At 67.6% G+C, this 23,301-nt stretch carries 22 protein-coding genes and 1 tRNA gene; 10 read left to right on the forward strand and 13 right to left on the reverse strand.

Going from position 1 to position 23,301, the window contains the following annotated elements:
- Positions 1-126: 126 nt before the first annotated feature.
- From ACT9TC_RS05115 to ACT9TC_RS05140, 6 genes are all read left to right on the forward strand, one after another.
- Positions 127-405 carry a multidrug ABC transporter ATPase gene (locus ACT9TC_RS05115; RefSeq protein WP_458042331.1) on the forward strand — a complete coding sequence of 93 codons (279 nt, stop codon included), beginning with the start codon at positions 127-129 and terminating at the stop codon, positions 403-405.
- A gap of 7 nt (positions 406-412) precedes the next feature.
- A complete protein-coding gene (locus ACT9TC_RS05120; protein ID WP_458042332.1) occupies positions 413-2,143 on the forward strand; it encodes a helicase-associated domain-containing protein in 1,731 nt (576 codons plus the stop codon).
- 42 nt (positions 2,144-2,185) lie between these two features.
- Positions 2,186-3,826 (forward strand): DNA repair helicase XPB, encoded by a 1,641-nt coding sequence (locus ACT9TC_RS05125; RefSeq protein WP_458042333.1) that lies wholly within the window; start codon positions 2,186-2,188, stop codon positions 3,824-3,826.
- A gap of 65 nt (positions 3,827-3,891) precedes the next feature.
- The gene (locus ACT9TC_RS05130) at positions 3,892-4,584 is read left to right on the forward strand and encodes a response regulator transcription factor (protein WP_100813479.1); all 693 of its coding nucleotides are present in this window, start codon (positions 3,892-3,894) and stop codon (positions 4,582-4,584) included.
- Positions 4,585-4,674: 90 nt separating this feature from the next.
- Positions 4,675-6,411: a sensor histidine kinase gene (locus tag ACT9TC_RS05135; protein ID WP_458042334.1), complete on the forward strand. Its 1,737-nt coding sequence runs from the start codon at positions 4,675-4,677 to the stop codon at positions 6,409-6,411.
- A gap of 285 nt (positions 6,412-6,696) precedes the next feature.
- Positions 6,697-6,984: a WXG100 family type VII secretion target gene (locus ACT9TC_RS05140; protein WP_458042335.1), complete on the forward strand. Its 288-nt coding sequence runs from the start codon at positions 6,697-6,699 to the stop codon at positions 6,982-6,984.
- Positions 6,985-7,067: 83 nt separating this feature from the next.
- On the opposite strand, the gene groL is transcribed toward ACT9TC_RS05140, so the two are convergent.
- The 6 genes from groL to ACT9TC_RS05170 all read right to left on the reverse strand — a co-directional run bounded on the left by groL (position 7,068) and on the right by ACT9TC_RS05170 (position 12,362).
- Positions 7,068-8,687, reverse strand: a complete 1,620-nt coding sequence (gene groL / locus ACT9TC_RS05145) for a chaperonin GroEL (RefSeq protein ID WP_458042336.1) — start codon at positions 8,685-8,687, stop codon at positions 7,068-7,070.
- 166 nt (positions 8,688-8,853) lie between these two features.
- A complete protein-coding gene (locus ACT9TC_RS05150; protein WP_458042337.1) occupies positions 8,854-9,942 on the reverse strand; it encodes a DUF3048 domain-containing protein in 1,089 nt (362 codons plus the stop codon).
- A gap of 112 nt (positions 9,943-10,054) precedes the next feature.
- Positions 10,055-10,261, reverse strand: a complete 207-nt coding sequence (locus ACT9TC_RS05155; protein ID WP_100811699.1) for a cold-shock protein — start codon at positions 10,259-10,261, stop codon at positions 10,055-10,057.
- A 159-nt stretch (positions 10,262-10,420) separates the two neighbouring features.
- The gene (locus ACT9TC_RS05160) at positions 10,421-10,987 is read right to left on the reverse strand and encodes a LytR C-terminal domain-containing protein (protein ID WP_458042338.1); all 567 of its coding nucleotides are present in this window, start codon (positions 10,985-10,987) and stop codon (positions 10,421-10,423) included.
- Between the two features lie 58 nt (positions 10,988-11,045).
- Complete coding sequence (locus tag ACT9TC_RS05165) at positions 11,046-11,315, reverse strand: DUF3263 domain-containing protein (RefSeq protein WP_458042339.1); 270 nt, start codon at positions 11,313-11,315, stop codon at positions 11,046-11,048.
- Positions 11,316-11,342: 27 nt separating this feature from the next.
- Positions 11,343-12,362: a DUF2332 family protein gene (locus tag ACT9TC_RS05170; protein ID WP_458042340.1), complete on the reverse strand. Its 1,020-nt coding sequence runs from the start codon at positions 12,360-12,362 to the stop codon at positions 11,343-11,345.
- Positions 12,363-12,480: 118 nt separating this feature from the next.
- On the opposite strand from ACT9TC_RS05170, the gene msrB reads away from it, so the two are divergent.
- Positions 12,481-12,882, forward strand: a complete 402-nt coding sequence (msrB, locus tag ACT9TC_RS05175; protein ID WP_458042341.1) for a peptide-methionine (R)-S-oxide reductase MsrB — start codon at positions 12,481-12,483, stop codon at positions 12,880-12,882.
- On the forward strand, positions 12,879-13,418 hold the full coding sequence (locus tag ACT9TC_RS05180; RefSeq protein WP_458042342.1) for a nitroreductase family protein: 540 nt from the start codon (positions 12,879-12,881) through the stop codon (positions 13,416-13,418). Before msrB ends, ACT9TC_RS05180 begins: the two co-directional genes overlap by 4 nt.
- Here the strand turns inward: ACT9TC_RS05180 and ACT9TC_RS05185 are convergent.
- From ACT9TC_RS05185 to ACT9TC_RS05200, 4 genes are all read right to left on the reverse strand, one after another.
- Positions 13,415-14,347 carry a DMT family transporter gene (locus ACT9TC_RS05185; RefSeq protein WP_458042343.1) on the reverse strand — a complete coding sequence of 311 codons (933 nt, stop codon included), beginning with the start codon at positions 14,345-14,347 and terminating at the stop codon, positions 13,415-13,417. The two genes, ACT9TC_RS05180 and ACT9TC_RS05185, sit on opposite strands and share 4 nt — an antisense overlap.
- 228 nt (positions 14,348-14,575) lie before the next feature.
- On the reverse strand, positions 14,576-16,132 hold the full coding sequence (locus ACT9TC_RS05190) for a Fic family protein (RefSeq protein ID WP_458042344.1): 1,557 nt from the start codon (positions 16,130-16,132) through the stop codon (positions 14,576-14,578).
- Positions 16,133-16,252: 120 nt separating this feature from the next.
- Positions 16,253-16,325 (reverse strand) — tRNA-Thr (locus tag ACT9TC_RS05195).
- Between the two features lie 67 nt (positions 16,326-16,392).
- Entirely contained in the window at positions 16,393-17,361 is a 969-nt protein-coding gene (locus tag ACT9TC_RS05200; protein ID WP_458042345.1) for a DsbA family protein, read from the reverse strand.
- A gap of 234 nt (positions 17,362-17,595) precedes the next feature.
- Between ACT9TC_RS05200 and ACT9TC_RS05205 the strand changes: the two genes are divergently transcribed.
- A complete protein-coding gene (locus ACT9TC_RS05205) occupies positions 17,596-18,699 on the forward strand; it encodes an ABC transporter ATP-binding protein (RefSeq protein ID WP_458042346.1) in 1,104 nt (367 codons plus the stop codon).
- Between the two features lie 90 nt (positions 18,700-18,789).
- On the forward strand, positions 18,790-20,100 hold the full coding sequence (locus ACT9TC_RS05210; RefSeq protein ID WP_458042347.1) for a DUF4032 domain-containing protein: 1,311 nt from the start codon (positions 18,790-18,792) through the stop codon (positions 20,098-20,100).
- A gap of 103 nt (positions 20,101-20,203) precedes the next feature.
- On the opposite strand, the gene ACT9TC_RS05215 is transcribed toward ACT9TC_RS05210, so the two are convergent.
- The 3 genes from ACT9TC_RS05215 to cysS are packed head-to-tail and all read right to left on the reverse strand — an operon-like array spanning position 20,204 to position 23,265.
- Positions 20,204-20,845 carry an NAD(P)-dependent oxidoreductase gene (locus ACT9TC_RS05215; protein ID WP_458042348.1) on the reverse strand — a complete coding sequence of 214 codons (642 nt, stop codon included), beginning with the start codon at positions 20,843-20,845 and terminating at the stop codon, positions 20,204-20,206.
- 34 nt (positions 20,846-20,879) lie between these two features.
- Positions 20,880-21,872, reverse strand: a complete 993-nt coding sequence (rlmB, locus tag ACT9TC_RS05220) for a 23S rRNA (guanosine(2251)-2'-O)-methyltransferase RlmB (protein ID WP_458042349.1) — start codon at positions 21,870-21,872, stop codon at positions 20,880-20,882.
- Positions 21,865-23,265, reverse strand: coding sequence for a cysteine--tRNA ligase (cysS, locus tag ACT9TC_RS05225; RefSeq protein WP_458042350.1), 1,401 nt, complete (start codon positions 23,263-23,265; stop codon positions 21,865-21,867). Before cysS ends, rlmB begins: the two co-directional genes overlap by 8 nt.
- Between the last annotated feature and the right edge of the window lie 36 nt (positions 23,266-23,301).

A 23,301-nucleotide genomic window follows, 5' to 3' on the forward strand; every position in this document is an offset into this window, starting at 1 on the left:
ACCTCGTTGCGTCTGGCGCCCGCAGGCGCTGAAGAATCCGGGGAAACCCCCGACATACCAGCCTACGGCACCGCTTCGGCACGCGCGCGATCGATCCCAGCACCCGCGCCCACTAGGCTCGGACGAATGAGCACGTCTCCCGATTCTTCGCAGCTGCAACCTGGGCGCGCCGAACGCATCCTCGCGTTCATGTCCCTCGGGATCGCGCTGCTGTCGATCCTGTGCTTCTTCGCGATCATCATCGGAACCTGGTCGGGCATGACGATTGAGGACTTCGGCTCCGGAATCTGGCCCTTCGTCGCTCTCCTGCCCAACATCGGGCTCCCCCTCGCTTTCGTCCTGATCATCACGCTTCTCGTGATCACCTGGGTGCGTCGCAGGCGCGCGAATCAGGCATCGTCTTGAGCCGACCATGACAGAGGGAACGAGGGAGCTCGCTGCACGCCTCGCGACCCTCGATGATCGGGAGTTCGCGGCCCTGCTCGCGGCGCGTGGGGTGTCACCCACGGTCGCGTGGCGGGACTACTTCGATGCCGCCGACGCCCTCACCGACCCGTCGTTCGTCGCACGCGCGTTGCAGGGCCTGACCGCGACCGAACTCTCTGCCGTCGCCCGCGCCGCAGCCGACGCAACGCCCGTTCCCGAAGAACACGCCGCCACCGTTCGAAGTCTCGGGCTGACGGATGCCTCAGGCATTCCGCTCCCGTCGACATCGGCCGCGATCAACCTCGTCGTCTTCGACGAGGCGGAACAACAGGACGCACTGCCGCCGGCCGACGCGGCGACCGAGCGCGCGACCGCCGAGCGTGCCTTCACGAGCGTCGCCTCGCTCGGCGACATCCTGATCCAGTCACTTCACGCGCCATTCGCCCGTCTGGGCTCTGGCGCAATAGCTGCCGCCGATCGTCGCCGAATCGCCGACGAGCTCCAGCGCCCGGAAGACCTCGACGCCCTGATCTCGCTGGCGCGCACCGCCGGCCTGCTGGATATCGAGGGGCGCTGGTTGCTGCCTACGGCGCAGGCCGAACTGTGGCTGCGCGAACCGACGGTGCGGCGCTGGTCGCTCGTCGCGACCTCGTGGCGCGATGAGCTTCCCCGTGGCATCCGCGCGGGTGGTGCGTGGACCGAACCGTCGACGTGGAACGCAACATTCCCCGCGGATGCCTCGTGGCCTGCCCGGGCGGAAGCCCTGCAGGCTCAGGCTCAGGTGTGGGGCCTCATCGCACCCGATGGCGCGGCGCCACCGTGGTCGCGGGCCCTCCCCGCGGGCGCCGATCGCGCCGAGGCGGAGCTGGGCGCCCTGCTCCCGCACGAGGTCGACCGCATCTACCTGCAGAACGATCTGACCGCCATCTCTCCGGGCCCGCTCGCATCCGGACTCGATGTGCGCCTTCGCCAGCTCGCGCATCGCGAGTCGCACGCGCAGGCCTCTTCGTATCGCTTCACACCCGAGACGATCGCGGCCGCTCTCACGGAGGGCGAGACCGCCGAGTCGATGCTGGAGTTCCTCGCGGGGCTGTCCTTGACGGGCGTCCCGCAACCCCTGGAATACCTGGTGCGGACGACTGCAGACAAGCACGGCCTCGTCCGCGTAGGTTACGACCCGGACGCACCGCCCGAGACCCCCCGCACGCTCGTCACGAGCAGTGAATCGCAAGCCCTCGAGACGATCGCCGTCGACCAGTCGCTTCGCCCGCTCGGTCTCGTCCGGAACAATGACGGATCGGCGTTGACTTCGCGCGTTCCCCGCGACACGGTGCTGTGGGCCCTGATCGACGCCCGGTATCCGGCCATCGCCGTCGACGATGAAGGAACAGAAGAACCCATGCGGCGCCACCGCATCGCGGCCGGTGCACTCGCCCCCGGGTCCGTGCCCCCCGAGGCATATACGGCGCTGATCGAAACCCTGCGCGCGTCTGTCTCATCCAACGCCGACACCGCCTGGCTCGAGCGCGAGATCGAGTCCGCCGTCCGCGCCCGTGCGGTCGTCGATGTGGACGTGGAGCTTCCCGACGGATCGACGCGCACCTTCACGCTCGAAGCCAGCGGCCTGGGTGGCGGTCGCCTGCGCGGCCGCGAGCGAGGCACGGATGTCGAGCGAACCCTGCCCGTCTCGAGCGTCCGAGGCATCCGACGCGTGTGAATCGCGCCCGCGCACGCGCGCGCACCGGTAGAATCGGCCCTTATGTCTGATGGCCCCTTGATCGTGCAGAGCGACCGAACCGTGCTGCTCGAAGTGGCGCACCCGGACGCCGAGACCGCGCGTCACGAACTGGCGATCTTCGCCGAGCTCGAGCGGGCGCCCGAACACATCCACACCTACCGGATCACCCGGCTCGGACTCTGGAACGCACGCGCGGCCGGGCACCAGGCGGACGACATGCTGGCGACACTCGACCGGTGGTCGAAGTTCCCCGTGCCGCCGTCGGTATCGATCGACGTCCGCGAGACCGTCGGCCGCTATGGGCGACTCGTCATCGAGCGCGATGACGAAGGCACTCTCGTGCTACGCAGCACGGATGGCGCCGTGCTGTCCGAGGTCGCGCGCAACAAGCGCATCCAGCCGCTGCTCACGGGCCAGCCGGTCCCCGGCACCTACACGGTCGACGCCTGGGCCCGCGGCCACATCAAGCAAGAGCTTCTGAAGATCGGCTGGCCGGCCGAAGACCTCGCGGGCTACACCCCCGGCACGCCGCACGAGATCGCACTCGACGAGAGCGAATGGAATCTACGGCCCTATCAGCGGCAGGCTGTGGACAGCTTCACGGATGGCGGATCCGGCGTCGTCGTCCTGCCCTGTGGCGCCGGCAAGACTCTCGTCGGTGCCGCCGCGATGGCAGACACCAAGACGACCACGCTGATTCTCGTGACCAACACCGTCTCTGCCCGACAGTGGCGGGACGAGCTCCTCAAGCGCACCACCCTGACGGCCGAAGAGATCGGCGAGTACTCCGGGCAGGTCAAAGAGGTCAAGCCGGTCACGATCGCGACCTACCAGATCCTCACGGCCAAGCGGAAGGGCGAGTACGCCCACCTGGCCCTTCTCGACGCGCTCGACTGGGGCCTGATCGTGTACGACGAGGTCCACCTGCTACCCGCCCCGGTCTTCAAGCTCACCGCCGAGCTGCAGGCTCGTCGTCGCCTGGGGCTCACCGCGACCCTCGTCCGCGAAGACGGACGCGAGGGCGATGTGTTCAGCCTGATCGGACCCAAGCGGTTCGACGCCCCGTGGAAAGAGATCGAGGCTCAGGGGTTCATCTCCCCCGCCGCCTGCTACGAGGTGCGTATCGACCTTCCGGCGTCCGATCGCCTCGAGTACGCCGCCGCGGCCGACGACGAGCGCTACCGGCTCGCCGCGACTGCGCACGCCAAGATCGACGTCGTCCGCCAGCTCGTCGAGCGGCACGAGGGCGAGCGCATCCTGATCATCGGGCAGTACCTCGACCAGATCGACATCCTCGCCGAGGCCCTCGACGCCCAGAAGATCACGGGAGCGACACCGGTCGACGAACGCGAAACGCTCTTCCAGGCGTTCCGCGAGGGCTCGATCTCGGTGCTCGTGGTGTCGAAGGTTGCGAACTTCTCGATCGACCTGCCCGACGCATCCGTCGCCATCCAGGTATCGGGCTCGTTCGGCTCGCGCCAAGAAGAGGCACAACGCCTCGGGCGCCTGCTGCGACCCAAGACGAACGGGCACACCGCGAGCTTCTATACGCTCATCGCGCGCGACACGGTCGATCAGGACTTCGCGCAGAACCGCCAGCGCTTCCTCGCCGAACAGGGCTACGCGTACACGATCCTCGACGGTTCGGCCATCGCCGCGTAAGCGCCGAACGCGCCGATCAGGGCTTTATTCAGCGGATGCATGGGTCCCTCCGCGATAATGGGGTAATGACTGCACCGCGCATCCTCGTCGTTGACGACGAGCCGAACATCCGCGATCTTCTGATCACGAGCCTGCGATTCGCCGGTTTTCAGGTCAGGGCCGTCTCGAACGGCGCGCAGACGATCTCGGCCGTTCTCGAAGAAGAGCCCGATCTGATCGTGCTCGATGTCATGCTGCCCGACATGAATGGGTTCAGCGTCACCAAGCGTCTGCGAAGCGCGGGCTACACCGCCCCCATCCTCTTCCTGACCGCGAAGGACGAGACCGAAGACAAGATCGAGGGGCTCAACGCCGGGGGCGACGACTACGTCACGAAGCCGTTCAGCCTCGACGAGATCGTCGCGCGCATCCAGGCGATCCTCCGCCGCACGATGCAGGCCGACGAAGAGGCCGTCATCCGCGCCGGCGAGCTGTCGATGGATCAGGACACACACGACGTCAAGGTCGGCGAGGTCTCGATCGACCTCAGCCCCACCGAGTTCAAGCTGCTGCGCTACCTGATGCTCAACCCCAACCGTGTGCTGTCGAAGGCTCAGATCCTCGACCACGTGTGGGAGTACGACTTCAACGGCGACGCCGGCATCGTCGAGAGCTACATCTCGTACCTGCGCCGCAAGATCGACCCGCACTCCACCGAAGCGCTCATCCAGACCAAGCGAGGCTTCGGCTACATGCTGAAGGCCGGCAAGACCGCGTAGGGGGCACCCCTGAGCGATCATCACGATCCCGACAAGGTCACCCGGTGGTGGCGGGGCGTCAGCCTTCGCGCCAAGGTCACCGGGGTCACTGTGGCGATCCTCGCGATCGGTCTGTTCGCCTCGGGCATCGCGACCATGGCATTCGTGCGCAACGCCCTCGTCGTCGCCCAGGACGAACAGCTCGTCGCGCGCGCCTCGTCGAACCTCGGCGCAGGCCTGCTCGATATCACGGTGGATCCCGACACCAACCAGGTGCAGATTTCGCTGACCGATCAGGCCGCGGCGGGCGACTACTTCATCGCCGTCTACGCGGCCGGCGGCGAGTCGTTGGGCGGCCGCCCGAGCGGGGGCGGGCCCATCTGGCCCGAGGAGTACAAGCTCGAGACGACGGTATCTAAGCTCAGCGCGGTCTTCCCTCTCGTCGGCCCGGACGGCGATCTCTACCACGCGAGCGCGGGCATCCTCGATCCGGAAGTCAACGGCGAGCTCTACACCCAGGTCATCGCGCAACCACTCGCCCCGATCGATCGCACGGTGGCGACGTTCTTCGGCGTCTTCACAATCCTCGGCCTCATCACGATCGCGGCCGGAGCTCTGATGACACGGCTCCTCGTGACCCAGACGTTCCGACCCCTCGGGCAGGTGGAACGGGCCGCGATGTCGATCTCGTCCGGAGACTTCAGCCAGCGACTGACACCCGGCGACCCGCGCACCGAGGTCGGAAAGCTCACCGGCGCGCTCAATACGATGCTCGACCGCGTGGATGCCTCGCTCAGCCAGCGCGAGGCAACCGTCCGCCAGATGCGGCGCTTTATCGGCGACGCGAGCCACGAGCTGCGCACGCCCCTCGTGACGGTGCGCGGCTACGCCGAGCTGTATCGGATCGGTGCCATCCGTGGCGACGAAGACACCGCCCAGGCGATGGAGCGCATCGAGAAAGAGGCGATCCGAATGGGCGTGTTGGTTGAGGACCTGCTCGCCTTGGCACGCCTCGACGAGCGTCGCGAGGTCGAGATCGCGCCGATCGATCTGCGCCCGATCGCACGTGATGCCGGCATGGATCTGCGCGCCGCCGCACCGCAGCGCACCGTGACGGTGATCGACGCGGATTCTCTGGTGGCGCGCATCGCCGCCGAGGAGGAGGGCGCGACAGCCACGATCCCGGTGGACACCGATCCCGCGGAGAAGGATGCCTCCGCCCCTCGTCGACGCGGCGGGGCGACTTCCGCTGCGCGCGCACGCTCTCTCCTCCGCCGCATCCCGCGACCCGTTCCGGCGCCTCGCGGTGGATCCGCGGATGATTCTGCCGGCGGCCCTGCTCAGCTGTCGTTCCCGACTAAGCCGATCCCGGTCGCCGTGAGTCGCCCGCCCGTCGTGCTCGGCGACGAGAACCGCATCCGTCAGGTCATCGCGAACCTGCTCGGCAACGCGCGCCGCTTCACCTCCGACGATTCGCCGATCGAGATCGTGGTCGGCTCCGACGTCACCGCGGTGAGCCAGACCGCGCCTCTCGGCATGGCTTGGGTTGCGATCGTCGACCACGGCGAAGGCATTCCCGAGCAGATCCGCGACAACATCTTCCAGCGCTTCTGGCGAGCCGACTCTTCGCGCACGCGCGAGACCGGCGGCTCCGGCCTCGGGCTCGCGATCGTCGCCTCGATCGTCTCGGCGCTCAACGGCACCGTCGAGGTCGAAGACACCCCGGGCGGTGGCGCCACCTTCCGGGTCTCGTTCCCCATTGCGCCGGAATCGACGCTGCACCTCGACACGCAGCCTCTACCCGAGCTTCCGCCGCTGCCCCCGCTCCCGCCGCAGTCCGCTCGTTGAGCAAGGGCGCAGCCCGAGTCGAAACGCACCTCAGCGCCGCACCGGCAAGCGGCACCGGCACGCGGCACCCCAGCACCGCTCCCCTGGCACTTGTTGTGGTCTCCGGGCGCCTCGAACCCCGATTAGTGCCAGCGGAGCGGGGCGGACCCCTCCTCCCCAGAGGCACGCGAGCAAGAATGGGGCGTCATCGGATGCCTAGGGGGCAGGCGCGAGCCGCGAAGCACGTAGCGTCGGGGCACCCGCCATCACCCGGCAACCCCGATCTGCACCTCAAGGAGACCCATCATGGCTGTTTTCACCGTCGATTCCGACGCCGTCATCGCGCAGTCCGCCGCGATTCGCGGCACGATCGACCGCATCCAGTCCGAGTCCCAGTCGATGCTCGGACAGCTCATCCAACTCCAGTCCGCGTGGACCGGTCAGGCATCCGCAGCATTCCAAGAAACCATCGAACGGTGGCGCACGACGCAGCGACACGTCGAAGAGAGCCTCGCCGCCATCACCCTGGCGCTGGAGTCCGCCGGCCGACAGTATGCGGACGCCGAGATCACGAACGCCGCCCTGTTCCGCTGACCTGCCCACGCGCAGAAGGTCCGGCAGACAAGAAGAAGGGCCCCGGCCTGACGCCGGGGCCCTTCTTATGCTTCGCGCGGGACTTAGAAGTCCATGCCACCCGTGGGGTCGCCCGCCGGGGCGGAGACCTTCTCGGGCTTGTCGGCGACGACGACCTCGGTCGTCAGGAACAGACCGGCGATCGACGCCGCGTTCTGCAGGGCAGAGCGCGTCACCTTGGCCGGGTCGATGATCCCGAGAGCGAACATGTCGACGTACTCACCGGTCGCGGCGTTGAGGCCGTGTCCGATGGGCAGCTCGGCGACCTTGTTCGCCACGACGCCGGGCTCGAGTCCAGCGTTGAGGGCGATCTGCTTGAGCGGCGCTTCGATCGCGACGCGAACGATGTTCGCACCGGTCGCCTCGTCACCCGTCAGGTTGAGCGTGTCGAACACGTTCTTCCCGGCCTGGATCAGAGCCACGCCACCACCGGCGACGATGCCCTCTTCGACGGCGGCCTTCGCGTTGCGAACGGCGTCCTCGATGCGGTGCTTGCGCTCCTTGAGCTCGACCTCGGTTGCAGCTCCCGCCTTGATGACGGCGACGCCACCGGCGAGCTTGGCGAGACGCTCCTGGAGCTTCTCACGGTCGTAGTCGCTGTCGGTGTTCTCGATCTCGCGGCGGATCTGGGTCACGCGACCCTCGATCTGCTCCGAGTCGCCGGCACCCTCGACGATCGTGGTCTCATCCTTGGTGATGATGACCTTGCGTGCCTTGCCGAGCAGGTCGGTGGTCGTGTTCTCGAGCTTGAGACCGACCTCTTCGCTGATGACCTGACCACCGGTGAGGATGGCGATGTCCTGCAGCTGCGCCTTGCGACGGTCGCCGAAGCCGGGAGCCTTGACAGCAGCCGACTTGAAGATGCCGCGGATCTTGTTGAGCACGAGAGTCGCGAGAGCCTCGCCCTCGACGTCCTCGGCGATGATGACGAGCTCCTTGCCCTCCTGGATCACCTTGTCAACGACCGGCAGAAGGTCCTTGATGTTCGAGATCTTGGAGTTCGCGATGAGGATGTAGGGGTCCTCGAACACGGCTTCCTGGCGCTCGGGGTCGGTGACGAAGTAGGGGTTGATGAATCCCTTGTCGAAACGCATACCCTCGGTGAGCTCGAGCTCGGTGCCGAACGTGTTCGACTCCTCGACGGTGACGACGCCTTCCTTGCCGACCTTGTCGATCGCCTCGGCGATCAGGTCGCCGATGGTGGTGTCGGCGGCCGAGATCGATGCCGTGGCGGCGATCTCTTCCTTGGTCTCGACCTCTTTGGCGCTCTTCAGCAGCTCGGCCGAGATGGCCGCGACGGCCTTCTCAATACCGCGCTTGAGCGAGATGGGGTCGGCGCCGGCCGCGACGTTGCGCAGGCCTTCTTTGACGAGGGCCTGAGCGAGAACGGTAGCGGTGGTGGTGCCGTCACCTGCGACGTCGTCGGTCTTCTTGGCGACCTCCTTGACGAGCTCCGCGCCGATCTTCTCGTACGGGTCGTCGAGTTCGATCTCCTTGGCGATCGAAACGCCGTCGTTCGTGATTGTGGGGGCGCCCCACTTCTTCTCGAGCACGACGTTGCGACCGCGGGGGCCGAGCGTCACCTTGACGGCGTCGGCGAGGATGTTCAGGCCGCGCTCGAGGCCGCGACGGGCCTCTTCGTCGAAAGCGATGATCTTTGCCATGTGTGTGTCGTCCCTCCCGGACGTAGGTATTGGTTTAGCACTCCGGTAAGGCGAGTGCTAACGCCCATTCTGGCACTCACCCCCACCGAGTGCAAGCTGCGCATACCGGGGAGGACGGATGTCCCCGGCACGAGACATCCGTGCGGCGCGACCCCTCGGGTCCGGGTCAGACGACCGCGATGCTTCCGCCGCGCGCATTGGGCACGAGCTCGACCCACGTGTTGCCGGGGGCGAGATAGACCGGAGTGCCGTACTGGTTCGTGAGTTGGATGGGCGCATCGGCGGATGCCTTGGTCCACGTGACCTGGATGGTCTTTCCGCCCGTTGCCACCCATGCCGGCCCACTACCCATCATGACCGTCTTCGGGATGTCGCCGTAGGCCCAGTCGATGCTCACCGAAAGCGCGACGACATTGGTCGCCGCGAGCTGCCCGCCCGCGGAAGCCATGTCGGGCGCACCGTTCTGCGAACGTAGGTAGCGCCCGGATCCCGCGTCCCACCGCCACGACCGGCCTTCCTTCGCCGAGAAGAACAGATCGAATCCGTTGGCCGTGCTCCCGTATGCCGCGGCCGATGCCGTCTGCGGACGCTGCGAATACGCGAACTGCTGAGCGGGCGGAGGCACATCGGCGTACGCGGCGCGCAACTCTTGAGCTTTCACGATGACGTTGTGCGGCGCGGTCTTTGACCGGGTGCGGTACATGAAGCGATCGTCCACGCCGCCGTGGATGGCGTTGTGCACGGGTGTGTTGAGCATCATGTCCACGAAGCGCTGCTGGCCGCCGGAGTAGGCGATGAGTCCGCCGAACGGCGAGACGATGTCGGGATCCATCGGACGGATGCTTCGAACCGGGCCGATCTCGGCGGGCACGTCCGAGAACCAGAGCGCGACGTAGCGGGTCAGACCGCCCTCGACGAGCTCCTCGAACACGATGTCCGTGTGGTCCAGACCCACCTGCGGGCGCGCCGCGATGTGGTTGTCGATCTTCGCCGCGAGGGCGGGGCCCGTGATCGTCTCGGCCGGGACCTGCGTTCCGCGCAGGGGCTGCACGGCCAGCGGGGGCGCCTCGGGGGTGGGCGTCGGCGTGGGCGTGGGCTCGGCCGACGCCGTCGCACTGGGCGACGCCGAGGGCGAAGCGGCATCCGTCGTGTCCGCGGCGCACCCGCTGATCACGAGCGCCGAGACCAGGACGCCGACGGTTGCGGCGAGCCGCACGGAACGCGGGAGCGCGCGGGCCCGCGCAGGCGACTTCATGCGCGTCAGACTAGGGCGCACGCGACGGGTGAGGCCGTCGACACGGCGGGCGACGCGGAAGCCGACGCACCATCTGCCGGCGCGTCAAACGACGGGACATCCAAAACGCGCGTCAAGAAACGACGCGAACGGATTCTGCCTGCGGGCCCTTCTGGCCCGCGCCGACCGTGAACTCGACGAGTTGCCCCTCTTCGAGGACGCGGAAGCCCGTCATGTCGATGTTCGAGTAGTGGACGAAGACGTCCTGCCCCCCGTCGACCACGGTGATGAAGCCGAATCCCTTCTCGGCGTTGAACCATTTGACGGTGCCCTGGGTCATGCGTTAACTCCTGTGCTGCGCGGGTGAGACAGGGTCATGCTAGCCAGCGAAATCGCGCCAAAAGTGCCGCGAGGTCAACTGTTGACACGGGGGCCGTCAACTCGTAACTCTGCCGAAACATGCGGGCGAATAGGTGCGGCAATGCGCCCCTTCGCCGGGCTACGGGGCGGGTGTCTCGGTCGCGACGGGCTCGACGCGGTCGAGTCCGAGAACCACGGTCAGCTGCGTGACGGGAGTGCCGGGGAGCGGATACTCGGGGTCGAGCACGACCTCGGCCGCACCGATCACACCGGCGAGGCCGCGAGCGGCACCCTCCGCCTCGGGCGCGGCGTAGTAGACGGTCGTCAGCGGGAAGGCTCGATCGCCGGCGTTGCCCGCGAGCACGTTGGCCTCGGGCCATCCGTTCGCCACCAACTCGTCCTTCACCAGCGTCGCCTGTCCCTCCTCGGGCGTGCCGTTGAGCACGAGGACGGTGTACGAGGTGTCGACGACGGGTTCGGCCGTCGGGACGATCGAGACCGAGGGCGCGGGAGTCGGAAAGAGCACGATCTTGCCCTGCCAGATCATGCTCGCGAAGATGCCCAGCAGGATCAGGAAGATGGTTGCGACGAGCGCCCACAGGAAGGTCGTCCAGCCGCGGACGCGAGGATTCTCGGCCCGGTGTGCGCCGACACGGCCGGGGGACGCAGAGATGTCGTCGAATCGATCGGTGGGGGGCGTGGGCACCTCAGAATGCTACCGGCGGACGCGTGTGCGAACCCTCAACGCCGCGGCCGGCGGGGGTTCAGAGTCCGAGCGCGCCTTCGCGGGCGGCTCGTTCAGCGTCACGCTGATCGCGGACCCGGCGCAGACGCTTCACCAGCATCGGGTCGTAGGCGAGGGCTGCTTCGGTCTCGATCAGTCGGCCCAGCAGCTGGTAGTAGCGCGCGGGTGCGAGGTCGAGTTCGGCACGGATCGCCTCTTCTTTCGCGCCGACATGCCGACGCCACTCGGCCTCGAAATCGAGGATCGCGCGCTCATCGACGGTGAGGGCATCACTCGGGGATTCGGCCATGTCCCCAGGGTAGGTCGGCCGGACGCGTCAGCCCGCGCGCCACTCCAGCCAAGCGCCAAGCGGATCCGCCGCGGCCAGAATGCGCTCATCGTGGCTCAGGACGAACCCCGGCCATCCGGTCGCGTCCACCGGCGTCGTCCAGCGTTGATGAAGCGCGGGCGGATCCAGCGATATCCAGTGCACGCCGTCACTCCGCAGCTCGGCGAGCGCGTCGAACAGCCGCTCGCGCCCGGCACGGGGCACGTGCGGCAGGAGGCCGGGCGTGGTCACCACGACCGTCGCGTCGGGCGGCGCGGAATCCGCCAGGCGCCGGAGCGCCTCGGGATCGGTGGCGTCGCCCGCATCGATGCGTAGGTGCTCGGCTGCGGCAAGATCCAGCGCCGCATCGATGCGCGCCGCGCGGCCCGTCTCGCCGGGCCATACGAGCGCCGTGGCGAAGCGACGGTCGTCTGAGTCGGAGGGGTCGAGCGGGCGGAGGTCGAGCCCCGCACGCCAGACGATTTCGGGCATGCGCAGTTCGGGCGTGCGCAGTTCGGGCATGCGCAGGTCGGGCCGACGGTCGCCGCGCAGTTCGCACGTGAGCACGACCGAGGATGGGCCATCCGTGGGATCGAGGGCCGCACTCCCCGCCCCGCCGTACCGATACGAGTACCGGTCCGGCAGCAGGCACAGGCCCGCGGATGCCCCGAGTTCGATCAGCGCGATCGGCCCCTCGATCGCGGCGAGCGCCGGCAACAGCACGGCGCACCTTTGCGGTTCGTTGGTCTGCAGGGAGCGGACGGATGCGTCCGCGGCGAGTTCTGCTCCGTGCTGCACGAGCCAGTCCGCGAATGCCGCGTATCCACCGACTTCGGGCGCACCACGCAACCGAGCAAGGGCGAACACCAGCGGGGGCTGGCGGCGGTCGGCCGGGAGCCGTCCGATGACGTCGCACGCCGAGGCATCCGTCGCCACGCCACTCGCCCATTCGGCGTACAGGGCGGATCGACCCGGAGCCTCGATGAGCGCAAAACGCTCGTATCGCTCCGCAACTTGGTCTCGTGCCACTTGATCTCGCCCCACCTGATTCCGCGCCACCATGCCCTTATTCAATCGCGTAGGTGCCCGCGGATGCGTCCAGCAGGTCGCACGCAGGGTTGAATGGAGAGGAAGACAGGAGTGTGCGATGGACTACACCATCACCAAGACCGACGAGCAGTGGCGTGCAGAACTCGACGCCGACCGTTTCGCCGTGCTGCGGCAGGCCGCGACCGAGACGCCGTTCAGCGGCGAACTACTCGACGAGGGCCGCGCCGGCCTCTATACGTGCGGCGCGTGCAACGCCGAACTCTTCGAGAGCGGCACGAAGTTCGATTCCGGATGCGGGTGGCCGAGCTTCTACGAATCCGTCCGGCCCGACGCGGTCGAGCTGATCGAGGACGACTCGCTCGGCATGATGCGCACCGAGGTGCGCTGCGCCGCGTGCGGGTCGCACCTGGGCCATGTTTTCCCCGACGGCTACGGCACACCCACGGGTGACCGGTACTGCATGAACTCGCTCGCGCTGTCGTTCGAGCCCGAGAAGTGACCGCGCTCGACGCCGTCCGCGCGCGGCGTTCGTGGTCGAAGGTCACGGACGAGGCTCCCACGCACGACGAACTGCTCGAGTTGGTCTCGGCCGCGGGTCGGGTCGCTGATCACTCCGGGCTGCGTCCCTGGCGCCTGATCGAACTGCGCGGGGACGACCGTGAGACGCTCGGCCGCGCGATCAACAAGGCCGAGGGCGAGAAGGGCGCATCCAGCAAGCCGCGCCGCGCTCCCCTGCTGATCGCCGTCGTGGCGAGCTACCGCAAGAGCGACAAGGTGCCTCGCTGGGAGCAGGAGGCCGTGGCATCCGGTGTCGCTCACGTGCTCAGCCTGCTGCTCGACGAGGCAGGCTACGGCGTCCTCTGGCGCACCGGGCACTACACGCGGGCGAAGGCCGTGGCCAAGGCGCACGGGCTGAAGAAGAACGAAGAGCTGTTGGGGTGGCTGTACGTGGGCAAGAAGCCCGAGCGCACGCGCGGTGGCTTCCGACGCGGTGTGGATGCCTCGCGCTTCGTCTCGCGAATGCCCCGCCCCTAGCGCCGGCGCGGCAGCACGACCACGAGCACCGCGATGAGTGCGATCGCCACGGCGATGAGCGCGCGCGGTACGTCGAGGTCTGCATCCGTCGGCCACGCCACGTCGAGCACGACGGATGTCGCGAGCAGGCCCACGACCGAACCGAGCCCGAGCAGCAGCACTCCCGTGTACCGGACGAGTCCGGCCGACACGAAGATGTACACGACCCCCGTGGCACCGCCGAGATAGAGCCAGGGATTTGTCGGGAGCACCGCAGGGGGACCGACGACCGCAATGTGGATTGCGGCCGCGGCGCCGAGGATGATGGTCCCGCCCAGGAAGTTGACGAACGTCGCGGCGAAGGCCGACTCGACGCGCTGCCGCAGACGCCCGTTCGTCGCCTGTTGCCACGAGATGCCCGCGCCCGCGAGAAAGGGCAGGGCCAGCATCCACCACGGCACCGAAACCACGGCACTGCCGACCAGGCCCACAGCGACCGCGACGAGCGCGAGCGCTCCCCCACCGACGCGTCGCATCGTGACCGGAACGACTCCTGCGGGACCGTAGCCGACACGGTCGAGCACCAGTCCGCCGACCGTCTGCCCCGCGACGACCCCGACGGTGAAGAGCGAGACGCCGAGCAACCCGACCGTCAGGCCCTGGGTCGCGGTCGTGAGTGCGCCGGCGAGGCCGCCCAGAAGCATCCAGGAAGGGATGCTCCGTTCACGGACACCTACGAACAGTCTCCGCATCGCGGCTCGACCCGCGGGGGTGACCGGCGCGAGCACGACCAGGATGAGCAGACCCGATCCGAACGACACGAACGCCGCGAAGATTCCGTCCCCGGACTCGCTGCCGAGACCGCCGTTCATGCGCGCCTGGATGGCCGTCATCGCCCCGACGGACACGGCACCCAACGCCGAGAGAAGTACCGGGGGGCGCTGACGCATTGCCACTCCCCCCCTTTCGAATCGACAACGGGGCGTGAACCCCGGCGCCCTACTCCGAAGACGGCCGGGTATGACTTTACAGTCGGCATCCCGGCACTGTGGGGGCTCCGCGGAGGACTCCGGATCGGCTCGACGGGGCGTGGACGGAGCCCGTTCGGCGCCCTGCGAGACCCACTTCCCGCACGAACGCCTTCCGCCATCGCACCGCCCGATCTCACATAGGGGCGCCTACCTGTCGATCGAAGTATCGAGCGAGAAGGGCATCGGTCCGCCCGATACTGACGGCGCAAGCGGGTCCGGGCGTCGAGGTTCTTCGTCCCACACGTAGCCACCCATCGCGCTGCGCCGCGGGATGGCGAGTCTGTAACCACCGCGTTCCGCTTCTCGGGCATCGACGAGCGCGTTGGTCAGCTCCACGTACTCGAGCCCCGCGTCTGTCGACGAGAAGTCGCCCACGCTCACCCAATTCTGCGCGAAGTCCATCACCCGGTAGAGGCCTGCGGGACCGCCGTCGGCGGTAGCTCGGGTGAGCGCGCTCAAATAGTCGAGGCGCAGGACAGTCGGGATAATGACGCGCTCTTCGCCCTCAGCGACAAGTTCGTTGTTCATCGCAACCCGGGCCGAACGTCCGTTGCCGTCGATGAACGGATGCACCTCAGCCACCATGAACATCATGTAGACGGCGCGCCGGAACGGGTCTGCAATTTCCTGACCGATGCTCCACCCCGCCCGTAGGGTTCCTGGAACGAGGCTGTAGTCGACGAACTGCGTCATGCCGGCTTGATTGTTGCGGTCTTTCCACATCCCTGGCATAACGTCCGGCCGCTGGGACATCATCCGGTAGTGGCGCTCACGAAGAGCATCCATGAACGCGTCGGGCGAGGCGAAACGCTGCTCCATCTCCTTCCGATTGTTCACGACCTCATAGGTGCCGCGAACATCATGGGCGTCCCGTGGCCGACCGAAGTCCGCCTGCTCGAATACGACGGCTTCCGCCTCTCGAACTGGAAACTCGGTGCCTTCGATGAGGTTGGAGAAGTAGGCCTCGTAGAAGGGGATGAACTCGGTGCGGGCGATATCGACCGGTCGGCGACTCGCTGGGGCCTCGTTTCCCAGGCCGAATGCGAACGCCCTGAACCGCGCTACCCGGGTTTGGTCGTAGCTCTCGCCACGAGACGCCGCCAGCATGGCTGGTGAATCGCTGTCGAGCGTTGGACGTTCGCCATAGGCGGCTTGGAAGAAGACCCTGATGTCGTCAGCGCCACTCGCGCTCGCCTGCTCCTCTACCTGCGCGATAAGTCGATCCGACATCGATCGCGGCTGGGCGGCGGCAATCCGTGCGATGCGTTCGTGGAGCTCGGCACGCGTGAGCAGGCGTCCGTCTACGGGTGGCCGACCGCGTCCAGGGGCGTTGTCTGCGAGCGCCCGCGCGGTCGAGGCCGCGAAGAGTCCCTTGCCCATGGGGATGTCGTCATCCTGCCGAGGGCTCGACCGCCCGTCGGGATATACGGTGAGTCCGGGAATCTTCAGCGGCGTGGAACGTGGGTGTGACACGTAGATTGCGCCGTCAACGGGACGATAGTCGAAGCCGCTCCGATATGTGATGACGGCTCCGGGAAAGACCTTCGCGAGGATGTCAGACCATCGAAGCCGCACAACTTCCTCTGCGGGGAGACTCACCTCATCGGTGTAGATTCCTCGCGCTACACGTTTCAGAGTTCCGTTCTGCACGCGCCGTGTGGGCTCAGCGGAGTTCGAGAAGTCCTCACTTGTGAAGATGGCCATGTAGGAATCTCCGACCAAAGCTCGCGTATGTAGAGATTATCTCACAAATAGACCATTTCGTGTAGAAAAATACGGTCAATTCGGTCGCGATTGTCGGAACTCTTCAGCCTGAGGCACTTGAGCCGACTACGGGACTTGAACCCGTAACCCCCTAATTACAAGTTAGGTGCGCTACCAATTGCGCCAAGTCGGCAGGTCCACCAGTCTATCGACGACGACCGCACGCCGTGAGCCCGGGCAGAGAGCGAGCCGCTCACTCGTTACGGGGTCGGCGACGGGGTGGTCGTCGGAGTGACTGAGGGCGTGGGGGTCGGCGTCGAGAAGTAGGCCTCGCTCGCCAGAGTGAGCACGAACTGCGCGAACTCCTTCGCATCGCTCAGGTCGCCGTTGTACGGCGTGCCGTTGACGTAGACCTTCGGGCCGGTCAGCGCCGCGTCGGTGCCCGCGACGGGCTCGGCCAGTGCTCGCGCGGTCGCCTTCTGCGCCCACGGCACGAAGCTCGCGTTCTCGATGCACCGCGTGACCCGCTTGGGGTTCTCAACACCCACGGCTTGCGCGAGGACGGCCAGATCGGTGTCGCTGAGCCCGTCTGTGTCGAGCTCAGGGCGCTGCTCGAGCAGTTTGTGATTGAACGCGAAGAACGACGTCGGCGCATACGTCGCAACGCACGCAGCCGCACCCGCTGAACGCAGGGAGTATTTGGTCCCGTTGGACTTGCCCGTCAGGAGTGCGACCGGGTGATATGAGATCGCCGCCGCCCCCTCCGACACCCATTCCGACAGCTGCTGGGCGTTCGCGAGCTGGAAGTCGGAGGATGCCTCGGACAGGTAGTCGACATAGACCTCGACCTGCAGCGGCTGCTGGGTCGACGTCGGCGCGGGCGTGGCGGGCTCCGCCGCATCGGGAGCCGTGGCATCGGAAGACTCGGGCGGGGCTTCCGCCGCACCGCCCCCGGAGAAGGATGCCAGGACGCTCGAGGGAATCGAGTCCACCACGATTCCGTCGTCCTGCACGGCGGGTGAGAGCTGCGGCTGCGACGCCGCCTCGCCGAGCGTCCAGGCAACGGCGACGCCAGCCCCGACGACGATGGCTGTCACGACGACACTGCCGACGACGATCCGCGCGACGCGTCCACGACGCTGGCGGGCCTGCACGGCCGCCGCCTTCTCGCGGACCGCCTCGCGGCGGTCGCGACGCGCGGGGACGTTGGGCGTCTCATCGCTCGACATGAAACCTCTGAATCGCTCGGGCCGAAAGCATCGGGTGCTTTCGGGTAGGACGCGCCCGGGAAAGCGACATCCGCAATCGATGGTAACCAGAGAGGCTGGGAATCACCCAGACGGGGCGCCTATTGCTGTGCCATAATTCGGACAGGCGCACTGATGCGCCCGCGGCGGCTCACACCCGCCACTTCCATTCACTACGGATCGTCCGGCACGTACCTGCCGGTGAAGGAGAAAACAATGGCATCCGTCACGTTCGACAACGCCACCCGCCTGTACCCCGGAGGCGAGCGTCCCGCCGTCGATAAGCTGAGTCTCGACGTCGCAGACGGCGAATTCCTCGTTCTGGTCGGCCCCTCCGGCTGCGGAAAATCCACGTCGCTGCGCATGCTCGCTGGCCTCGAAGAGGTCAACTCGGGCCGCATCCTGATCGGTGACCGTGACGTCACCGATGTCCCGCCGAAGGATCGCGACATCGCGATGGTCTTCCAGAACTACGCCCTGTACCCGCACATGACGGTCGCCGAGAACATGGGCTTCGCCCTGAAGATCGCCGGCATCGGCAAGGACGAGCGCGCCGCCCGCGTGCTCGAGGCCGCGAAGCTGCTCGACCTCGAGCAGTACCTGACCCGCAAGCCCAAGGCCCTCTCGGGTGGTCAGCGTCAGCGCGTGGCGATGGGTCGCGCCATCGTCCGCCAGCCGCAGGTGTTCCTCATGGATGAGCCGCTGTCGAACCTCGACGCCAAGCTCCGTGTCCAGACGCGCACCCAGATCGCGTCGCTCCAGCGGCGTCTCGGCGTCACCACGGTCTACGTGACGCACGACCAGACCGAGGCGCTCACCATGGGTGACCGCATCGCCGTGCTGAAGGACGGCCTGCTGCAGCAGGTGGGTACGCCGCGCGACCTGTACGAGACGCCGAAGAACGTCTTCGTTGCAGGCTTCATCGGCTCGCCCGCCATGAACCTGTTCACGGTTCCCCTCGTCGAGGGTGGCGTGCAGTTCGGCAACACGGTTGTCGCGATCGAGGCCGACACCCTCAGCCGCGCGAACGGCAGCGAGGTCACGATCGGCATCCGCCCCGAGGACGTCGTGCTCGCCGGAGCGGACGGCCCGGGCCTGTCGGTCACGGTCGACCTGGTCGAAGAGCTCGGCGCCGACGGTTACCTCTACGGACACGCGGATGTGGGCGGCCAGCGCACCGACCTCGTCGCTCGCGTCGACGGACGCCGCCACCCGAGTTCAGGTGAGACGATCAGCCTCGCACCAATCCCCGGACACATGCACGTGTTCGACGTCGTCTCGGGCGAGCGCCTCAGCGACAAGCCCGTCGTCTCGGCGTAACTCCCTCGTGCGGCGCGGGTCCTCCTCGGAGGCCCGCGCCGCACGCATTTTCCCGCGCCCGCAGGACCGGAAATCGACCGAGGAGGAACCGTGAGCGATGCCCTCAACATCACCGCGAGCGAGGTCGATCCGGGCTTGCTGACTTTGCCGTGGTCGGTGCCGCTCGCTGAGTGGCCGAGCAGCACGATCGTCTCACTCCCTAAGGGGCTCTCGCGCCACCTGGTGCGTTTCGCAAATCTGTCCGGCCGCGTCGTGGCTGTGAAAGAGACGACGGCCGAGATGGCGCGGCGCGAGTACGAGATGCTCGGGAACCTGCACCGGCTCGACGTGCCATGCGTCGACCGCGTCGCGGTGATCGCGGGGCGCAAGGATGCCTCGGGCGAGCCTCTCCCGGCCGCCCTGGTGACCGCGCACCTGAAGTTCTCGCTCCCCTACCGCGCCCTGTTCACACAGGTGCTGCGACCCGACACCGCGACGCGCCTGGTCGATGCGCTCGCGGTGCTGCTGGTGCGCCTGCACAACGTCGGCTTCTTCTGGGGTGATGTGTCGCTCTCGAACACGCTCTTTCGCCGGGATGCCGGCGCCTTCGCCGCGTACCTCGTCGACGCCGAGACGGGCGAGCTGCACGAGAACGGGTTGACCCTCGGCCAGCGCGAGCACGACCTCGATGTCGCACGCACCAATATCGCGGGCGAGATCATGGACCTCGAGGCGGGCGGCCGGCTCGAGGGCGGTGTCGAGGCGGTCGAGATCGCCGACGGCATCCTCTCGTCGTATCACTCGCTCTGGGCGGCCCTCACCGATCAAGAGAGCTTCTCGTCGGCGGAGTCGTGGCGCCTGACCGAACGCGTGCAGCGGCTGAACGCCCTCGGATTCGACATCGGCGAGATGTCGATCCAGGCAGCCCCCGACGGCACGCGCGTCTCGATCCAACCGAAGGTCGTCGATGCCGGGCACCACCAGCGACGTCTGATTCGGCTGACGGGACTGGACGTCGAGGAGAACCAGGCGCGGCGGCTGCTGAACGACCTCGACGAATTCCGCGCCCGGGTCTCACGCCTCGGCGCCGACGAAGAGATGGTCGCTCACGAGTGGCTGACGCGCGTCTTCGAACCCGTCGTCAAGGCCATTCCCTACGACCTGCGCGCCAAGCTCGAACCCGCCGAGGTGTTCCACCAGGTGTTGGAGCACAGGTGGTACATGTCGCAGGAGCGCGGATCGTCCGTTCCTCTCGCCGAGGCACTGACGTCCTACGTCAACAATGTGCTGCGCCATCGCCGGGACGAGGCCACCATCATGGGCCCGCCGACCGAAACCCTGGCGCTCTCGGTCATCCCCGAGGACGCGCCCATCGAGCCGGACCCCGAGGCAGACGCCGTCGACTGGCGCGACCTCGTCTGACACGCGTTTCGACTCGGCCTGTGGCCTCGCTCAACGAACGAGCGCCCCGGTCGTTGAGCGAGCGCCAGCGAGTCGAAACGACGCGACTCGACTCGACGCGGGACTAGTACCCGACGGTGAAGCGCTCGCGCGTGTGCTTCGGGGCCTCGATCTCGTCGAGCACCGCAACCGCGAGGTCTGCGCCCGAGATGAAGGATTCGCCATCCGCATCCGTGACGATGACGTCGCCGCCGTCGCGGTACGAGCCCGTCCGCTCACCGGGGTTCCACATGCCGAACCCGCCAGCCGGGTGCACGAAGAACCAGTCGACCGGCGGGTCGCCCGCCTGCAGGTCTTCGAGAATGCCGATGGCCTCGAAGGCCTCGGGCTTGTATTCCTCGGTGAAGCTCGGCAGATCGATGACTCGCGGGCCGCCGGGGGCAGAGAGACTCCCGCCCGCACCGCCGATCACGCCGATCCGCGTTCCCGGTTGGAGCGTCGCGACGAGCTCGGCCACGGCGGGCCGGACGAGCCCCGCCATCTCGCCCCGTGCGGGAACAGACAGGATGACGACCTCGGCGCCCTGGATCTCGGCGACGAGGCCGGGCACGTCGAGCAGCGAGCCCTCGATGTACGTGACGCCTTCTTGGCGGTCGGATGCCGCGGTCCGCGCGACCGACAACGCGGTGTGTCCGCGCCGGGCCGCCTCGGCGACGATGTGGCTGCCGGCGTAGCCGGTTCCTCCGATGACAACGATGCGAGACATCCGGGGTCCTTTCGCGTTCTGTTGAGCGGGTCGTTCAGTCGCCGACGGAGGCTCGCAGCGTCGACACCTGATACAGGGCGACGGATGCGGCGATGCCGGCGTTGAGCGATTCTGTGCTGGCAGAGATCGGGATCGAGACGATCTGGTCGCAGGTTTCCGCGACCAGGCGCGACAGGCCCTTGCCCTCGCTGCCGACGACGATCACGATCGGACGGTCGGCGAGCTCGAGTGCGGGCAGCGACACATCGCCATCACCGTCGAGTCCGAGCACGAACACTCCCTGACGCTTGAAGTCCTTCAGCGTCGAGGTGAGGTTCGGTGCAACCACGACGGGGGTGCGTGCTGCGGCGCCGGCGCTGGTCTTCCACGCGGCGCTGTTGACGCTCGCCGACCGACGCTGCGGCAGGATGATGCCGTGCCCGCCGAATGCCGCGGTCGACCGGATGATCGCGCCGAGGTTACGGGGGTCGGTGATGCCGTCGAGGGCGACGAAGAGCGGCAGCTTGCCGGAGTCGATGATCTTCTCCAGCAGGTCCTGCGGGTGTCCGTACTCGTACGGGGGTACCTTCAGCGCGACGCCCTGGTGCACGCCGTCGAAGCCGGCCATGCGGTCGAGTTCGGGGCGCGTGACCTCGAGCACCGGGATCTCGCGGTTCGCCGCGAGTGACAGCATCTCTTTGACACGGTCATCCATCTCGACTCGCTGCGCGATGTAGAAAGCCGTTGCGGGGATCTTCGCCCGCAGCGCCTCCAGCACCGAGTTACGACCGGTGACGACCTCGGTTTCTTCGTCTTTCTTCGCCCGGGGTGCGCGCCCCGAGTTCGGGTTCGAGCTGGGGCGCCCCTTGCCGCCGGCGGCCGTGAAGCGTTCGGCCGCGGCCTTGCGCTTACCCGCCGGGTGCCACGCGCGGTCCTCGGCCTTGGGCGTCGGCCCACGACCTTCGAGCGAGCGCTTGTTCTTTCCGCCCGTGCCCTTTGTGGGGCCCTTTTTGCCCCTGCTCGCGCCGGGTCGTCCTGGCTTAGCCATCGATGCTCCAATGCGTGCCGTCTGAGGTGTCTTCTAACGTGATGCCGGCCGCCGCGACGGCGTCGCGGATCCGATCTGCCGCCGCCCAGTCCTTGCCATCGCGCGCACGCGCACGCTGGTCGATCAGGCTCGTGACCAGAGTATGCAATGCGCGGGCCTCCGCGCCGTCCGAATGCCCGCGCCAGCGCTCGGACATCGGGTCGATCCCGAGAATCCCCGCCATCGTGTGCACGTGGATAGCCGCGGTCGTCGCTACATCGAGGTCTCCCGCGTCGAGCGCCGCGTTCCCCGCGCGCACCGTCTCGTGCAGCACGGCGAGCGCCTCGGGAACGCCCAGGTCGTCGTCCATCGCGGCGACGAATGCCTCGGGAAGGTCGGTGGCGAGCCATCCGTACTCCCCACCGCGGGCGCGGCCCAGCCGCACGAGGAAGGTGCGCAGCCGCTCGAGTGCCGACGCCGCCTCGGCGAACGACGATTCGGTGATGTCGAGGTTTGACCGGTAGTGCGCCGAGACCAGGGCGTAGCGAACGACGAGCGGGTCGTAGGCGCGCAATATGTCTTCGGCGAGCACGAAGTTGCCGAGCGACTTCGACATCTTCTGTCCGTCGACGGTGACGAGTCCGTTATGCACCCAATACCGGGCGAAGGGATCCCCCGCCGCGGTGGTCTGCGCGAGCTCGTTCTCGTGGTGCGGGAAGCGCAGGTCGAGCCCGCCGCCGTGGATATCGAACTCGGGACCGAGGTACCGACGCGACATCGCCGAGCACTCGATGTGCCAGCCCGGGCGACCATCGCCCCAGGGCGATTCCCAGGTTGCGCTATCGGGTTCGCCCGTCTTAGCGCCCTTCCACAGCGCGAAGTCGCGAGGATCCCGCTTGCCGCGTGGATCGGCATCTGCGGCCGGCTCCATCGCGTCGAGCGACTGACGCGTGAGCGTGCCGTACGCGGGCCACGATCGAACGTCGAAGTAGACATCACCCTCGGCGGCGTAGGCGTGCCCCTCGGCGATGAGTCGAGCGATCAACTCCTGCATCTGCGGAATCGAGGCCGTGGCGCGGGGCTCGTAGGTCGGCGGACGGATGCCGATCGCGGCATACGCGTCCGAGAACGCCAACTCCATGCGGTATGCGAGTGCCCACCAGCTCTCGTCGGGCGTCGCGTTCGCGAGCACCTTGTCGTCGATATCGGTGACGTTGCGGACGTAGGTCACGGCGCCGACCCGGTGCTCGAGCCATCCGCGCAGAACGTCGAAGGCCAGCGCGCCGCGCAGGTGCCCGAGGTGCGGGCCCGACTGAACGGTGGGGCCGCAGACATACATCGAGACGCGTCCGGGGTCGCTCGGCACGAAGTCGCGCAGTTGCTGCGCCTTCGTGTCGTAGAGCCGGAGAGTCACCTGCCTAGACTACCGGCGGGTCTTCGGCGCATCGAG

It is taken from the genome of Microbacterium sp. HM-570, from assembly GCF_054165885.1.

Coding starts and splice junctions, on each gene's coding strand:
- ACT9TC_RS05115 (WP_458042331.1), top strand. CDS start 127: ATGAGCACGTCTCCCGATTCTTCGCAGCTGCAACCTGGGCGCGCCGAA.
- ACT9TC_RS05120 (WP_458042332.1), top strand. CDS start 413: ATGACAGAGGGAACGAGGGAGCTCGCTGCACGCCTCGCGACCCTCGAT.
- ACT9TC_RS05125 (WP_458042333.1), top strand. CDS start 2,186: ATGTCTGATGGCCCCTTGATCGTGCAGAGCGACCGAACCGTGCTGCTC.
- ACT9TC_RS05130 (WP_100813479.1), top strand. CDS start 3,892: ATGACTGCACCGCGCATCCTCGTCGTTGACGACGAGCCGAACATCCGC.
- ACT9TC_RS05140 (WP_458042335.1), top strand. CDS start 6,697: ATGGCTGTTTTCACCGTCGATTCCGACGCCGTCATCGCGCAGTCCGCC.
- groL (WP_458042336.1), bottom strand. CDS start 8,687: ATGGCAAAGATCATCGCTTTCGACGAAGAGGCCCGTCGCGGCCTCGAG.
- ACT9TC_RS05150 (WP_458042337.1), bottom strand. CDS start 9,942: ATGAAGTCGCCTGCGCGGGCCCGCGCGCTCCCGCGTTCCGTGCGGCTC.
- ACT9TC_RS05155 (WP_100811699.1), bottom strand. CDS start 10,261: ATGACCCAGGGCACCGTCAAATGGTTCAACGCCGAGAAGGGATTCGGC.
- ACT9TC_RS05165 (WP_458042339.1), bottom strand. CDS start 11,315: ATGGCCGAATCCCCGAGTGATGCCCTCACCGTCGATGAGCGCGCGATC.
- msrB (WP_458042341.1), top strand. CDS start 12,481: ATGGACTACACCATCACCAAGACCGACGAGCAGTGGCGTGCAGAACTC.
- ACT9TC_RS05185 (WP_458042343.1), bottom strand. CDS start 14,347: ATGCGTCAGCGCCCCCCGGTACTTCTCTCGGCGTTGGGTGCCGTGTCC.
- ACT9TC_RS05190 (WP_458042344.1), bottom strand. CDS start 16,132: ATGGCCATCTTCACAAGTGAGGACTTCTCGAACTCCGCTGAGCCCACA.
- ACT9TC_RS05200 (WP_458042345.1), bottom strand. CDS start 17,361: ATGTCGAGCGATGAGACGCCCAACGTCCCCGCGCGTCGCGACCGCCGC.
- ACT9TC_RS05205 (WP_458042346.1), top strand. CDS start 17,596: ATGGCATCCGTCACGTTCGACAACGCCACCCGCCTGTACCCCGGAGGC.
- ACT9TC_RS05215 (WP_458042348.1), bottom strand. CDS start 20,845: ATGTCTCGCATCGTTGTCATCGGAGGAACCGGCTACGCCGGCAGCCAC.
- rlmB (WP_458042349.1), bottom strand. CDS start 21,872: ATGGCTAAGCCAGGACGACCCGGCGCGAGCAGGGGCAAAAAGGGCCCC.